Consider the following 15,894-nt stretch of genomic DNA (forward strand, 5'->3'; position numbering starts at 1 on the left):
GAATTGAACGTCTGGATCCAGGACGTTGGGGACGTCTTGGTGGCGGCCTCCCACTAGCCACGCCGCACAAGACCCGCCGGAGAATCATCGGAGACGCCCACGGGCCAGAGGAGCCGGCGCTCTACGGCATCCGCGCTGACTGCAATTGCCGGTTACAACCCCTTGTTCCCGCTTTAGGACGCGGGAGCCCCCTGACAAGGTGCCGCCGCAACGAGTAGAGGCAGGTGCCGTGGCACTATGGAGTCCATTATGGATAGGCGGTTGCGGCGCGCTCCGGACGCGGAATGGGTGTTGATGTACAGGCTTGGACTGAGCCGGAAACGCATCGCGGAACTCGTACGCGCCGAGCCGGCCACCGTCGGGTACCACTTAGTCATCGCCCGCCGCCAGGACCCGGAGCTCGAAGCCGCGCACAAGGCCGCCGCCGGCGCTCACGCTGGCCTCTCCCCCACGGGCCTAGCACGCATGCAAAGGATCATCGTCTGGATCAGGTCCGAGGGCCGGCTTCCACGTGACCGCTCCGAGCACAAAGGAGAACGGGCCATGGCCCGGTGGCTCTCGGAGCGTCGTCGCGAAGCGGCCGATGGCACTCTTCACCCGGCCTACCTTGAAGGGCTCCGGACGGTCCCAGAGTGGACAGGGAACGCGCGGGCAGCCGCGGACGAGGCCAGATGGCATGACCGGCTCGCCCAGCTCGCCGACTTCCGCGCTCAAGGCAACGACTGGCCCCGGCACCACCACTACATCTCGGAACGGGAACGCACACTCGGGGTGTGGATCCACACCCAGCGGTACGAGCACCGCCGCGGAAACCTCGAGGATGCCCGAATTACACTCCTCGACGACACCGTTCCTGGCTGGCAGACCGGAAGGACCAGGGGCAGGCCGTCCCGGCGATAGGCGCGGGTCCGGCGCCGTGGCGGTAGTCTCGCCCATGAATGTTCCGCCGGCGCGTAGAATCGTTAAGGCTCTCCAGTCCCCCCAGCGTGGAGAGCCGGGAGCCTCCACGCTTGAGTCCGAAGGATTCGCGCGGAGGCTTCCTCTTACCTCTTTGAAGGCCCGCAACCAGACTTGGGGTCACCGAAACACCCCCTGCCGGTTTTGCCATCGGTCAGGGCCCCGCCGAACAGCTCCCAGCTGTCTCCACTTACCCCCAACCCGTCCCGCCGAAAGGCCTCTCCCCGGGCGATAGTTCTCTTGTCAGTCCTGAGAGGTAGGATTATCACTTATCACTCGAAGATATATTCGAATAAAAGGTGTGTTATCGGCGTTGTTGTTGATCCCCCCGTGATAGGCGCGGGTGCATCGTTGCTGTCGGTGCTGATCTCTCCGGTTCCTGTTGCAGCCTGGTATCTCTCGCCTGCGCAGGACTACTTCGACAGCCGGATCGACCTGAATGAGCACCTGATCAAGGACGTCACGACCACCTACGTCGTCCGGGTGTCGGGTGACTCCATGGTCGGCGCAGGGATCAGTGACGGGCACGAGCTGATCGTCAACCGCGCCTTGGAACCCATAGCGGGGTCCGTGGTCATCGCTGTCCTGGACGGCGAACTGACCATCAGACGGCTCCGGATCAAGAGGCCGGGGGTCGTGCTGCAGGCAGAGAACCCTGCCTACCCCGATATCCGGGTTCCGTCGTTGTCCGATCTGGTGGTGCGGGCGTGGCGACCCGATGCCTCCATGTCGTTTAGGGTCGGCCGTGGCTAAGCCGGCGGTGCGGTTCATGCCGCAGATCGCGCACGTGGATGTGAACTGCTTTTATGCCTCCGCCGAGCGGGCGTTCGACCCGTCTCTGGAGGGCCGACCGGTCATCGTCCTTTCCAACAACGACGGCTGCGCCGTCACCCGCTCCCCCGAAGCCAACGCCTTAGGGGTCGCCATGGGTGAGCCGTGGTTCAAACTCGCCCCGCGGGCCAAGGAATGGGGACTCGTTGTCCCCTCCAGTAACTACGAGCTCTACGGGGACATTAGCGTCCGGGTCATGGAACTGTTGGGCCGGTACTCGGCCTGGCTGGAGGTCTACAGCATCGACGAGGCGTTCCTCGGCGTCAAAGGCGCCCCGGAGGAACTCATCGCCCTGGGCCGGGACATGAAAGCCACGGTGCGGCGGAACGTCGGCGTGCCGGTCTGTGTCAAGATCGCGCCCACGAAGACCCTGGCGAAACTGGCGAACAAATGGGCCAAGAAGAACCCGGGCTTCGACGGGGTCTGCCACTGGGACTCCGTGCCCGCCGTGGAGAGGGAGGCTCTGATGCGGCGCCTGTCCGTGATCGAGATCTGGGGTGTCGCCACGCGGCTGACCAAACGCCTCAACGCCTTAGGGATCCATTCCATCCTTGACCTGTCCCGGGCCGATCCGGTGATGATCCGGAACCGCTTCTCCGTGGTGATGATGCGTACCGTACTGGAACTGCAGGGCACCCCGTGCATCCCGATGGAAGAAGAACGGATCGGCCGGGACCAGCTCATCTTCTCCCGCTCCTTCGCGACCCCGATCACCACCGCCGCCGGGATCCGGCAGGTCATGAGCGTGTACGGTCAGCAGGCCTCGGCACGGCTGGTCAAACACGGACTGCAGGCCAAGGTCCTCACCGCGTTCGCCGGCACCTCACACTTCAACCCCAAAGACACCTCCTACCCCTCGGTCTGTGTGCCGCTGCCGATGCCGACCGCGGACCCGGTGCTGCTGACCAAGGCCGCCCATGCCCTGTTGCCCCGCATCTGCGAGGGCATCCGGTACGCCAGGGCCGGGATCATGGTCACCGACCTGCGGCCCACAGGCAACCAGGCACCCCTGGCGCTGTTCGAAACCCGCATGAGGAACGCCACGTCGGAACCCTCCTGGAAGACATCACCCGCCGGTATGGGCGCGGTTCCATCGGGCTGGGCCACGGCGGCATACGCGGCGGTCCGGACTGGACGATGAAACGGGACATGCTTTTCCCCCGGTACACCACCCACTGGGACAAACTCCCCCTCGTCAAAGCCGCCTGACTCAACTCACCCGCACGACCGCACCACGAAAGTACGCACCCCCATGGCCACCACCATCGAAGCCCCCGCACGACGTGACCTTCAGGTCCGGACCGACCCTGCCGGCCAACCCCTCGCCATCCGCCACGACGGACAAATCTGGCTCGTCGACCCCGACGCCGACGCCCGGCACTGGTTCGGCCGGGATGCCTGGTGGGACACCCGCCGCACAGCGGCCGTCGGTAGTGGTGATTTGGTCAGCATCGAATACTGGCAAGTTCAGGTCCGCGCCGGCGCCCGTTCCGCCCTCCGGACGGCCACGCTCCGCCGTGACCCGCTGTCCGCGCACTGGCTCCTGGACAACATCAGCGAAGCCAACGAAACAGCAGCCGACGAGTGAAAGCCCAGCCAATCACGGACCAAGTCTGGACAGGCATCCGAACCGAATTCGCGCTGCCAACCCTGCAACAGGTCCAACGCCGGCTCGCCGAGCTTGTGGAAGACCCCGAACCGGTCAGGCAGCAGCTTGTCCGCGATCTGTTTACCGGACTAAGTCGATGGTTAACGGCGCGTGTCGCCGGCCGGGGACGAGCCCGTCAGCGTCATGCTTTGGGCATGGATCTCTCGGATCGCAGTTCGGATCGGCATCGGGCCGAGGGACTGACCGTCGCGAACGTCGGGCGGGTGATTCCTCGCTCCGGTGTTCCTGGGTTCGTGGTCCTCGACGCGACGGGCGAGGAGTTCCCTCCTGCCACGGAGTATCTGCTTGAGCTGGCAGCGACGGACCGTTCGCCTCAGACGGTACGAACCTATGCCTTGTCGTTGCTTCGGTTCCTTCGATTTTTGTGGGCCGTCGGGGTCAGTTGGGAGCAGGCAACGTCCCTTGAGGCGCGCGACTTCGTGTTGTGGGCGCGCCAGACCGAGAAGTTCGTCGGGAATCGTAACGTCCCTCAGCGGCGGGGGAGCCGGAACCTTGTCACGGGAAAGAGGCATCTCGGAATGCGTTACGCACCCTCGACGATCAACCACACGACGACGGTGTGTAAGGAGTTCTACGCTTTCCAGCTTCGGATGGGAGACGGGCCCATCGTGAATCCTTTCGAGCTGCGCCGTGGCCGATCCCATGCGCATCATGATCCTCAGCGGGAGTTTGCCCCGGTGCGGCGCCAGCCCTTGCGTCAGCGCGAGGCGCACCGGGTGCCAAGATCAATCCCGGATGGGAAGTTCAACGATCTGTTTCGCCGTTTGCGGTCCAACAGGGACCGGGCGTTGGTGGCGTTTTATGTCAGCAGCGGTGCACGGGCGAGCGAGCTGCTCGGGATCACGGGCGACCGGGTCAACGTGGGAGACCAGCTGATCGGCGTTTACCGCAAAGGCGGCCAGCTGCAATGGTTACCCGCTGCTCCTGATGCTTTCGTATGGCTTCGGCTCTATCAGCTCGAAGGAGGCATCGCCGGCCCGGATGAACCGGTTTGGCTCACGCTGCGGGGCGAGCCCCGTCCTCTGACCTACGAACCGTCGAACTCGGGACCCCACGAGTCAGGGAGGCAAGAAGCCTATAGAGACCAAATCAACAGTTACCTATCGTTCCTGATGCAATCTTGTTAGCTTTAGGCATGGATCGAGAAAAGTTGCACCAGTCATCCGTGGCTCAGTTAAGTTCCTTGAGATTGAGCTCGTTTCTCATTGGTACAAGCCTCGTTCTCTCCAGCATTGTGTTGTTTGAGTGGGATATGTCGGTGAAGACTTGGGTAGCCGTTGCGGCTTTCGCTTGCGCACTCGTCTCGTTCTATCGGGGAACCCTCGCCTGGTTTGAGCTGAAACGTCGCGCGCGCCCGCTGCCCGGCCAAAATGCCAGCGTTGGCGATTGATGTCCAGCTGGCGGGTATTTCGCCTGAGTAGTCCGGATAAGTATTTATCGACGATGGCACCTTCTGCCCGGGATTTCAGTTCCTCCCCGGAGGACAACTTCACCCAACTGTCACAGCGCTTTTTCGGAGAGCCCTGCAACTTGGCATCCCGCACAATTACTTCACCCTCTGGATGGTCACTCCGTCCAGAGACCTCGCAGGAACCCGCCCCGTCGACCACCTACATGCCGACCCCGCTCCCCTGGTTCCTCCGCTGGAATCTTTCCGCTGGTGCTAGGAAGGGCTCTGTGAGTGCGCATCCGCAATGCATAGCATGGGCCCATCGGACCCATCCATGCCAAGCCAACCGGGGCCACAGCGCAACAATGTCTCAACCCCCTCCGCAGGAGTGCTTAGACCCATCGCAATTCTTGGATGCTGCGTGAGTGAACGTCCGTCCCCGGAGTGTCGGAACTTGCGCGCTGGTGGATTGTTCTAGTCCCAAAGCCTCCAATAGCTCGGCTCCCCCTTCGTCGTCTGCATGATCGGAGAACCATTTCCACGCTTCATCAAGCGGTACCCAGAGAAGGCGCATGCTGACGCGTGACTTGTACCAAGATGCGCGCTTCTGCTGCTCGGGGGCGCTCCAAGCGTGCTGCTTCCATATCCAGCCAGGACCGTAAGGACCCATACCGTGGGGATGGTCCCCAAACCCGCCCTTCCTAGGAAAGGTGACCAGATGATGTGTTCGCTGTCCACGAGCAAGCGCCAGCGCTCCCACAGCCCAACCACCAGTCGCGTCAAGAACCTGGTCCTGCAACGGGTAGCCACTAATTTTGCGGGGGCGAAAATATGCCTCATGGAGGTCGTACACAGCGTGCAGACCGAAGTGCGCCTCTATGGCGGCGGCCTTAATGTCGTCTCCATGGCAGGCCGACTGGACTCGTTCCGAGGCCAGTTCAAGTGCTTGGAGACTGAGCAGGTATGAGTCTGTTTTATCGTTCACGTTCTTCAGACTACGACTGACGTCATCTGCGGCGGTGGGGGATCCCCGGGAACGGCAGTCGCGAGGCCAGTCGCTCGACCGGGATCTCATCCGCTTCTAGCCTGTGCTGACCTCTTCCCTCCGCGAAAGACGAGCTGACAGGGCTGCTCACAGTTGCCTCATGGGCATACAACCGTGTTCTTGTGCATCAGGCTTCACAACCACATGGAATGATCGAGCAATGAGCATTGCCGTCGAATATCACGAGCGCGTCCACGCAGCTGTCGCACGAGGCCTGGCCGCAGAGCCAGAAGCCCAGCTCACGGGCCCCGTTGCATCACTCCTGGAAAACCTTGCAACTACCGCCGAACTCGGTGCACTAGTCCTGCTGCGTGAAGCGCAACTAGCAGGAGTGCGGCCCGACTTTGCCGCTTTCGTGAACGGGCACATGTGCGGGTGGGTCGAGCTAAAGGCCCCTGGCCACACGCTGGACGGCGCAGCGTGGAAGGGCCGCGAAAGGACGCAATGGGAACTGCTGTCGAACTTGGACGCACTTCTAGTCACCGATGGCACCCGCTTGCGCCTGTATCAGCAGGGCGAACCATTCTGTGGCGTCGATGGTACCCCCGTTGAAGCAACCCTCCCGTATGGCGCGCCCGACGACTGGGATCCGTCGCAAGCAGTGAACCTCCTCCGCAGATTCGTCACATCTCGGCCTCGTCCAGTGACGCGTGTTCGGGAGCTCTCCCAACGCCTTGCTCCGCTGACAGCGATGCTCCGAGACAAGGTCAAACACGTCATTACCGATGCGCCGGGCGCTTCCGAGGCTCAACGCCAGGCTGCCCGTAATGCTCTGGCGGCGTGGCGACGCATCGTGCATGACGGCGTTGACAAGGCCCAATTCGCCGACGATGTGGCTCAGGTCGTTGCCTACTCACTGGCCATCGTCGGACTGCGCGGCGAGGGAGATATCAATGGCGACGGAGTCGTGAGCCTCGCTGAAGCACGGCAAGCGCTAGGCGCCAGCTATGGCACCCTGTCGGCCACTCTCGCGCCAGTACTTGAAGCCCCAGGATTTCTTGAACTGATTGGCCCCGAAGTCGGAGCTATTGAAAAGCTCGTGTCCCAGATCGACACCGACGCTATCTCTCGCAGCAAGGACTCTCGAGGCGAAGCTTGGTTGTGGTTCTATGAGGACTTCTTGGGTCGCTATGACCCCGAGGCCCGCAAACGCGCCGGCGTTTACTACACTCCCACCCAGGTCGTTGGCTGCCAGGTGCGCCTTGTTCAGACCATCCTCACGAGCCTCGTTGGCGATAGAGATCCCCTTACCGGAGGGCGAAAAGGCAGAGCGGGCGGCTTCGCAAATTCTTCGGTCATAACACTAGATCCGGCAACTGGATCTGGTACCTACCCACTAGCCATCATCGACCACGCCGTCGCCGAAGAAGTTCGCAGGATTGGCCCGGGAGGAGCAGTCCCCGCGGCTGGGCAACTGGAAAAGAACCTAATCGCATTCGAGCTCTTGCCTGGCCCCTTCGCCGTCGCCAGCCTCCGCATTGGTGCGCGCCTCTCCGAACTGCAAGGTGCCGTGCTGGCGCACCCCACAACTCGGATCTACCTCACTGATACCTTGGATGACCCACAGGCCGGCCAGCACCCCGAGGAGGGTCTGATCGGCGCCCAGGCGATTCTGGCGGAACAGCGTCAGCACACTGCGCGTATCAAGTCGGATGAGCCAATCACGGTCGTCATCGGCAACCCCCCGTACGGCCGAGTGGACCAAGAGGCTGCCGGCGGGTGGGTTGTCCATGGCAAAGCGAACACTGGAGCTGCCGAACCCCGCCCACTTTTTGACGACGTCATAAGACCGGCGAAGGATGCGGGCGTCATCTTTTCCGCCCAAGCCAGCCTGTACGATCTCTACGTCTATTTCTGGCGGTGGGCCTTGTGGAAGGCCATGCAACAGTCCGGATCCCGGCCCGCCGTCGTCTCCTACATCACAGCCTCCAACTGGATACGCGGCGCGGGCTTCCTCGGGCTTCGCCAGATGGCAAGAATGCTCGGCGACGAAATCTGGGTCATCGACCTTGGCGGAGATAACCGCGGCACCAACGAAGACGATGACGACAACGTGTTCGCCATCGAGACTCCCGTGGCCATCGTCATCATTTACCGGGCCGGCGAGTCTCGACCGACGATCCCTGCCGATGTCTACTACCGGCGCATTACAGGCAAACGCGCGGTCAAACTGGACGCTCTCCAAAAGGTGGACACTCCCCACGCCCAGCCTGATCAGTGGGTTAGGGTTCCCAGCCGCGGAATGGGCGATGTATTTGTTCCTGAAACCGGCGACGAGCTATGGAAGTCCTTTCCACGTTTGACTGACTTGTTTCCTTGGCAGACCCCCGGAACCAAGGTCAACCGGGCCTGGCCCATCAGCCCGTCCAAAGACACCCTCACGCACCGCTGGGAAGGGCTCATGGCGACGCGTGAGGCGTCGGATCGTGCGGAGCTCTTCGTTACTCCTCCCACGGGCCGAAACATCACGACGCAGGTCAAAGGCTTACGCGTCCTCGCCGATGAACCCGCCGCCGCCCCGCATCGACCGCTCGAGCGATATGGGTACCGCTGTTTTGATCGTCAGTGGACTTTCGCTGATCCCCGACTCATGGCACTGGACCGGCCAGCACTGTGGCAGGCACGGTCCGGAAAACAGCTCTTTCTGGCCACCCTTAACACTATTCCGCTTGGGTCCGGGCCGGCGCTCGCTGCCTCCTCCGACGTCCCGGACATGCATTTCTTCCGAGGTTCTTTTGGGGGCAAGGACGTCATCCCCCTCTATCGTGACGCTGAATCTCAGCGACCGAATATCACCGCAGGGCTTCTTGAGGCACTCGGCCAACGCCTCGGGACGTTGATAAGCCCAGAGGATCTTGCGGCCTACGCCTACGCTGTTCTCGCCCAGCCCAAATTCCAGAAAACCTTTGCGGAGGGCCTGAAGACTCCGGGCGTCCGCGTCCCAATAACCGCCGACCCGCAACTCTGGGCCGAGGCCGTGTCAATTGGCCAGGAGCTCTTGTGGGCTCACACCTACGGCGAACGATTTGCGAATTCACTGCGACCGTCCGGCACCGTGCCCCGTCTCCCCGATGTCAGTTGGACTCGTGTCCCTAGCACGATACCGGCCACAAAAAGCGACGTCACCCATGATGCCGCCAGCGCCACTCTTGCCGTTGGCGACGGTATCCTTGCCGGCGTCACAAGCGGGGTATGGGAATACGCTGTCTCCGGATTCGCCGTCACGAAGCAGTGGTTCGGCCAACGTACGGCAAAGGGCATCGGGCGGGCCGCCAGCGGCCGAGCTACTCCTCTGGACCGTGTTCGTCCTACAAGCTGGGAACCTGACTGGACCACGGAGGCGCTCGAACTCATTACAGTGCTTCGCCGGACTATCGACAGCGAACCAGCACAGGCCGATCTACTCGCCCGAATTCTGGAACGGCCCCTAATCGAGGAATCATCCCTTCCGCTTCCCACACGAGAGGAACAAACGGCACCTAAGACTGGCGAACCCTGGTACCTCGAGGGTGCTCCGAGGCTGCCGGAAATTTGACCGATTAATGCCACCGAATGAAATCTCGCAGACTTAGTAAAAGGCATGGGTCTGATTCAGCAAAGCTTTATCTATGTCCGCGCGCACCCCTGAAGCCATGACCGCGCGAGCGGTCTGAATCCGGACACGGGGTCGGGAACATGGGTGCGGCTGAGCGAGGGCCCATTCATTGTGTCGAGTATTCATGACCCGGGCAGCAATTGGGACTGCCTCAGCGCTCAAGGGACGCCTACGAGCAAGCCCGAGAAGCGCTCAAGGATATGATCCCTGAGCGTACATGCTGGTTGCCATCCGCGCCGACGCGTTGGGGGCAGGGTAGGCAGAAGGCCGAGCTACGCTGATGCTCTACTGTTGGCGTTTGTTTCCGAGATTTCCCTTGAGGGGAGCCACGCGAATCCGCCGTGATCCTTCGCATTAGCGAGCGGCCTTCCGAAGATTTGCTTTGCGAACTGTTCTCTCAAATCCTGGGCTGTATCCGCGTCCATATTTGCGAGGAATGGTTCCAAGGCGTTGAGATCCAACTGGGTCCGCTTGGCATCTCTAGCTTCCTTGCGATGGCCGGAGGCCTCGCGGCCCATGTATGTCGCAATAGCAAGGGTCAGTGCCGATACGCTCGTCTTCCAGATTGCTTCCGACGTGGTCAGCCCGGATATGCCGTTGACCATGACAAACAAAGCAACGAGTCCGGCCACGGCCAACACAACTGCGCCCACACTCCACCGTGTCGCGGCCGTATTCTGCTCCCGCGCATGGACGCCATACTCAGTAGAGATGCTGTTTCGGCCGGTTGCTTCCACTAGCCTGCGCGACTGCTTTTCAAGCAATTCAAGTTGTCCAACGCGATTCTCCGCATCGCGAGTCAATTCCTTGCCGATTTGGTCCACAGTCTGTTTCGACTCCTTCAGGCTGGCTTCCCAAGTGGCCTGCCAGTCCGTCAGTTTGGTAGTGAATGCCGTGTTGTTGGTAGTGAGTGCCGTATCCAGACGGGCTGCCTGCGCCGAAACGTCCGCTTTCTCATTCGCGATGGCTGCCTTGAGGGCCTCAAGCTGTTCGCTCAGCGTCGCTAGAGCTGCGTCCTTCGCATCCATGAGTCTCTGAAGCTCATCTTCGGCGTCTTGCGAGGCCTTTCGGGCTCGACGAATCGCGCCGCCTATTCCCTCTTTGTACTTCTCCGTCAGCTCAGAAAGTTCGGTTGCATAACCGGACGTCGTCGTCGGCGTGGGAGCACTGAGGAGTGCCGCGGAGATCTCACCCAAATGTTCTTCCACTTCATCCCTAATGGAGACTTCCGGGTCGTCGATTACCGCCCGCAGAGGCGTCTTGACGGATTCCAGCTGCGCCTGGAGCTTCTGACCAAAGGATGAATCGGGGAAACGCCAGGCTGGCACGTGGCGAAGATCGGCTATGGTGGCGATAGCCTCGGACAAGCGGTGGAGGGAGTAGAACTCCGCCTCATCAACGCTTTCCAAAGCCTTTTCGATGAGGTTTTGCACCTCGGCGCAGCTTTCCCAAAGAGCATAAGCGTCAAAATCCATTTGCAGAACTGCCACGATTCCTCCGTTGTCTTCGATTCCCCGACCCCGGGCCGTTCCATTCTGCCCGAGTTTTCTTCCTATGACCTATTTCTGCCATACCCTGCATGGATGTCCCGGCTCCCATGAACCGGACAGCCTCGGTGCGACACGACCCATTGCTCCGGGCTTTCCAGCGTGGCCAACCGTAGGGATGTAGGCACCGTCCACGCCTGATCGACCCTGTTTAGCCTGCTTCTGCAGTCCGAGGGGAAACGGGGGTGGTAAACCGAATTAATACAGCCCCTCGGCCTTTCGCATCACGCCACACCGTTCACAATGTCTGCGGAACTAGAGCTTGAAATATCCCGGCGCATCAGTGCACGAGATCCGAGCACCAATGAAGGCAGGGAACGCGCTACTGGTTCGGCTGCCGCCGTAGGTGCCGATTTCCAAGAAGTCGCTTCCGGTCAAATTCATAGACACTGATTTCGGTGCCTGACCTGGCTGCATGTAGCCCAAACTATCGCCGTCCTTACTAGTGCGGGCGAAGAATTCAGTTCCTTCATAGGAAAGATCCATCATGCCGATGGACGCCTTGAACGTACGGCACAGGTTCCCATACGTGACGGTTCGCTCCGAGTCCTGTGTTTGGAAGGCGCCCAAGACCTTGGGGTAAATTCTTCCGGCAATGCGCCAATTCGCCTGGGGCACTAGCCCGTCCATGCTAAACGGGACTACCGTTTCAAGGGAGTACCATGCGAAGATCTTGAACGCGCGGAGTGCTGATACGGCTGTCGCCACGCCTGTGGTCCCGGAAACGAGGACACGGTAATACTGCACCCCGCGACCGAAGGACTTTGCCGAAACTGCAAAGGCCCGCCCCGCCGACACTTTGCTGGAAGATACACTTTTCCATGTGGTGCCCCCCTTAACCTGAAGGGTAGCGACCCGGCCAGCGAGAGCGGGGCTCGTCGTTCCCCACAGGGTTACAGTGTCACCCGCATCGATAGACGTGAAGCTCGTCTTGGAGATGGTGACCGATTGCCTGACGCCGACGGACCGGAGTGAACTGCTAGACGCATATGTCACGGCGTTTCCGCTGAAGACAAGCCGATATTCGTAGTTCCTGATTGGCTTGGCCGTCGCGGCAATCTGGCCGAGTCTGTCTGTCGTGGCAAATCTGAGTGTTCCCCATGAGGCCGTGCCCGCTGCCCGTTGCTGCAAGGCGACACGAACCCCCGAGTAGCCCCGCGCACCCTTCTTGATTGTGCCTCGCACTGTCACAATCTGACCGGGTGCGACCGAGGCCGACGACACCGTGACCGAAGAGGATGTTGCAACGCGGGTCGCAGCCGAAACTGGCCCGCCCAGGATGGACAGGGCAAGACATGCAGACATTATCAAGGCGACGAGCAGGCGGAATGTAGACAGCAATTTACCCCCAAATTGACTGGACTTTATCGCAGAAATGCGAAAAGGCAAGAATAATTGGATTCTACCGGGTGTTTGCGACTGCACTAGCAACAATTCCAATGCTTCGGACCTTGTGCTCCGCCAACCCTCATGTCACCGCGAACTCCACGACACTACCGCGGGTCACGCGCCCATGGGTCGCCGCCCACCTCTATACGGTGAGGACTTGGCACTTGAATCTGGCGAAAGGAGAAGCTGGGTAACTGGTACACCAAGCACGTCAGCGATATCCCAGAGGCGTTCGTAAGCCAGGCTCTTCCGGCCCCACTCGATACCGATGATCATGTTCCGGCTCAATCCGGATTCAAGTGCCAAAGCTTCCTGGGAAAGCGACTGCGCGAGACGGAGTTCCCTTATTCGCGCCCCAACCGACGCCCTGCGTTCGGCCCACCGGCGCGTCTGCTCCTCGGAGGACTGGTGCGGGCGGGTGGGCATCTTTCCATGTCAACTGACATTGTCCGCCTTGTCTGCTCTACTAGTGATACATGCAAGTGATTTGTTGCATCCTTTCGAGAGAAAGTCGGGTGCAGACTATGGAAACCCGCCACCGGACGCCATGATCCGCGCGTTCAAGTTCCGCATGTACCCGACTTCAAAGCAGGAGGACCTGTTTCGGGCGATGCTAGATGACCACCGGTTCCTCTACAACGCCGCCCTGCAGGAGCGCCGGGAGGCGTGGAAGAGTCACCGGGTCGGGATCAAGTACCCCGGGCAGACCTCCCAGCTGTCGGACATTCGGGCTCACGATCCGGACTACGCGAGATGGTCTTTCACGGCCGAGATGGGAACGCTCCGTAGGCTTGACCGGGCATTCACCGCATTCTTCCGGAGGGTCAAGACCGGTGAGACGCCGGGGTACCCGCGGTTCAAGGGCGCCGGCTGCTTCGACACTGTCATCCACAGAAACGGGGACGGGGCCAAGTGGGATTCCCATCCGACCCAGCCCCGTGTCAGGTTTCAGGGCGTGGGAGACGTCAAGGTCAAGCAGCACCGCACCGTCATAGGCCGCGTCAAGACTGTGGCCGTCAAGCGGGAAGGCCGTCACTGGTACGTCGTCCTGTCCTCGGAGCAGGAGCTGCCCACCCCGTTGCCTAAGACCGGCTCCGTCGTTGGCATCGACCTGGCCACAGGCACGAACGGCTTGGCCTATACGTCCCTGGGTATGCGGATCGACAACCCCGCCTATGGCAACGCCTCCCTATCCCGCCTAGCTGACGCCAATCGGGCCCTCTGCAGAACCAAGCCGGGATCCAACCGCCGGCGAAAGGCCCGGGAGAGGCGTGCCGGCGTACATCGGAAGGTCCGCAACCAGCGGCACGACTACCTGCACAAGGCGGCACTCAGCCTCGTGCAGACCTACGACGTCATCGTGGCCGAGGACCTCAACGTTCGCGGCATGACGCGACATCCAGCCCCCCGGCCCGACGGCAACGGGGGATATGAACCCAACGGAGGGAGCGCAAAGTCCGGACTCAACCGGTCCATACTCGATGCGGGCTGGGGTCTTTTCCTGGACATGATTCGCGCCAAGGCTGAAAGCGCCGGACGCCAGTTCATTCAGGTCAACCCTGCTACCTTCCACGATCTCCGGCATACCGCCGTGAGCCTCGCAATCAGTGCCGGAGTCAACGTCAAAGTGGTGCAAAGGATCGCCGGCCACGCCTCGGCCACGATGACGCTGGACACTTACGCCGGTCTTTTCGACGACGATCTGCACGACAGTGCAGACCGGCTGAACCGCACGCTCACCGCACTCGGCTGGAACTAAAATGTCACTTCTTCGTCACCTTGAACCGGCTCTTCCCCTGATTTTGGGGGCTAGGCATTCCCACTCGTAATGAGAAGGTCATCAGTTCGATTCTGATAGGAAGCTCGGAAGTTCGAAGCAAAGAACCCCTGGAAATCATTGATTTCCAGGGGTTCTTTGCTGTCCGCCCACGCGGTCCGCCCACGCGGTCCGGCCCGGGATGTGGGTGCGGGTCCGGCCCGGGCTGCGGGTGCGGTCCGGGGGGACTTTTACACGGACACGCCGGGCACGTAGCGGCCGGCGGCCCGCGTTTGGTCCAATAGTGCCCGGGGCTGCGGCCGCGGCCTGCACGGCCCGGACCCCGGCTGCTCTTGTCATTCACGCCCCCGTCCGCGACCCTTGGGAAATGGACCGGCCTGAGCGCGAGGTGCCCGCCCCTCCCGGGCCGGACCCCGCCGCGACGCCGACCGGACCCGAGGGGGCAGCACCAGGACCGGCAATGGCTGCGTCCCCCACTGCATCACGGGCAGGCTGCCGCCGGCCGTGGGGCACGGTGGTTGGCTTCGGGCTGGTCAGCCTGGCGACCGACGTCGTCTCCGACGGCGCCCGCCCGCTCGCCGGACCGCTGCTGGCGCAGCTCGGCGCCTCCGCGCTCATCGTGGGGCTTGTCACCGGCGGGGCCGAGGCAGCGGCGCAGGGCCTGCGCTTGGTCTTTGGGCCCTGGGCGGACCGCACCCGCCGGTACTGGACCTTCACGCTGGCGGGCTACGCCCTGACGGCGCTCTGCGTGCCGCTGCTGGCCGTCGCCCCGGCCGCGGGTGCCGCCGGGCTGGTCCTGGCGTCGGCGCTGATCATCGGGGACCGGGTCGGCAAGGCCGTGCGGAGCCCGGCAAAGACAGTGCTGCTCGCCTCAGTGGCCAAGCGGGTGGGGCGCGGCCGCGGCTTCGCCGTGCACAAGTCCCTGGATCTCACCGGCGCGCTCCTCGGTCCCCTGATCGTGGCGGCCGTGCTGGCGGCCACCGGCCCCATCTCGGCCGCCTTTGCGGTCCTGGCTGTTCCTGCTGTGGTGGCGCTCGCGCTGCTGCTCTGGTTGCGCCGCCGCGTCGCGGAGCCCGGCGGCACTCCGGCGCCGCCTGGAACGGCGGGCAAACCGCCGTCGTTGTTCACCGGCGTTTTCCTGCTGTTCGCGGTGTGCGCCTTCTTCTGGAGTGCGGGTCTGGTGGCTTTCGGCGTGATTTCCTACCATTTGACCGCTGCTGTGGCGGTTCCGGCGCCCGTGGTGCCGCTGCTCTACGCCGCGGCCATGGGCGCGGCGGCACTCGGCGCGCTGGGGAGCGGCTTCCTCTACGACCGCGCGGGCCCGGCCGTATTGCTGGCGCTGCCGGTGCTGATTGCGGCCGTGCCCGTACTGGCCTTCTCCACCGGCGTGGCCCTGGTGGTGGCTGGCGTGGCCAGCTGGGGCGCCGCCACCGGAATCCAGGACTCGACGGTCAAGGCGCTCGTGGCGGACCTCGTGCCGGAGCCGCGGCAGGGATCGGCGTACGGGGTCTTCGCGGCTTTCGAGGGAGCCGGCGCGCTGGCCGGCGGCGCGCTCTATGGCGCCCTCTACGGGGCGTGGCCCGCGCTGATCGCAGCGGTCGCCGCGCTGCAGGCGGCTGCCCTGGTGCTGCTGCTCATGACAGTGCGAAGGGCGCGCCGGGCCTGAGGCCCGGGCGCGCCCCTCGGAATGGTCA

Annotated in this window: 9 protein-coding genes and 2 pseudogenes; 8 read left to right on the top strand and 3 right to left on the bottom strand. The window is 62.5% G+C overall.

Features of this window, described 5'->3' with window-relative positions; all coding sequences use genetic code 11:
* Positions 1-294: 294 nt before the first annotated feature.
* From AC1DB8_RS08890 to AC1DB8_RS08915, 6 genes and pseudogenes are all read left to right on the top strand, one after another.
* Complete coding sequence (locus AC1DB8_RS08890) at positions 295-900, top strand: helicase associated domain-containing protein (protein WP_476892791.1); 606 nt, start codon at positions 295-297, stop codon at positions 898-900.
* Between the two features lie 363 nt (positions 901-1,263).
* Positions 1,264-1,694 (top strand): annotated as a pseudogene (locus AC1DB8_RS08895) (LexA family protein).
* Between the two features lie 32 nt (positions 1,695-1,726).
* A pseudogene (locus AC1DB8_RS08900) lies at positions 1,727-2,997 on the top strand (Y-family DNA polymerase).
* A 43-nt stretch (positions 2,998-3,040) separates the two neighbouring features.
* Complete coding sequence (locus AC1DB8_RS08905; protein WP_476892792.1) at positions 3,041-3,376, top strand: hypothetical protein; 336 nt, start codon at positions 3,041-3,043, stop codon at positions 3,374-3,376.
* Entirely contained in the window at positions 3,373-4,584 is a 1,212-nt protein-coding gene (locus tag AC1DB8_RS08910; RefSeq protein WP_476892793.1) for a site-specific integrase, read from the top strand. The genes AC1DB8_RS08905 and AC1DB8_RS08910 overlap by 4 nt, the downstream gene beginning before the upstream one ends.
* A 1,468-nt stretch (positions 4,585-6,052) precedes the next feature.
* On the top strand, positions 6,053-9,427 hold the full coding sequence (locus AC1DB8_RS08915; RefSeq protein ID WP_476892794.1) for a type ISP restriction/modification enzyme: 3,375 nt from the start codon (positions 6,053-6,055) through the stop codon (positions 9,425-9,427).
* 332 nt (positions 9,428-9,759) lie between these two features.
* Here AC1DB8_RS08915 and AC1DB8_RS08920 read toward each other — a convergent pair whose 3' ends face one another.
* The 3 genes from AC1DB8_RS08920 to AC1DB8_RS08930 form a co-directional block, all read right to left on the bottom strand.
* Positions 9,760-10,977, bottom strand: a complete 1,218-nt coding sequence (locus AC1DB8_RS08920; RefSeq protein ID WP_476892795.1) for a hypothetical protein — start codon at positions 10,975-10,977, stop codon at positions 9,760-9,762.
* A 312-nt stretch (positions 10,978-11,289) separates the two neighbouring features.
* Entirely contained in the window at positions 11,290-11,652 is a 363-nt protein-coding gene (locus AC1DB8_RS08925; RefSeq protein WP_476892796.1) for a hypothetical protein, read from the bottom strand.
* 885 nt (positions 11,653-12,537) lie between these two features.
* Complete coding sequence (locus AC1DB8_RS08930; RefSeq protein ID WP_476892797.1) at positions 12,538-12,849, bottom strand: helix-turn-helix domain-containing protein; 312 nt, start codon at positions 12,847-12,849, stop codon at positions 12,538-12,540.
* A gap of 28 nt (positions 12,850-12,877) precedes the next feature.
* On the opposite strand from AC1DB8_RS08930, the gene AC1DB8_RS08935 reads away from it, so the two are divergent.
* Complete coding sequence (locus AC1DB8_RS08935) at positions 12,878-14,182, top strand: RNA-guided endonuclease InsQ/TnpB family protein (RefSeq protein WP_476892798.1); 1,305 nt, start codon at positions 12,878-12,880, stop codon at positions 14,180-14,182.
* 478 nt (positions 14,183-14,660) lie between these two features.
* On the top strand, positions 14,661-15,866 hold the full coding sequence (locus AC1DB8_RS08940; RefSeq protein ID WP_476892799.1) for an MFS transporter: 1,206 nt from the start codon (positions 14,661-14,663) through the stop codon (positions 15,864-15,866).
* The last annotated feature ends 28 nt before the right edge of the window (positions 15,867-15,894 follow it).

The organism is Arthrobacter sp. 10N410 (assembly GCF_056394945.1).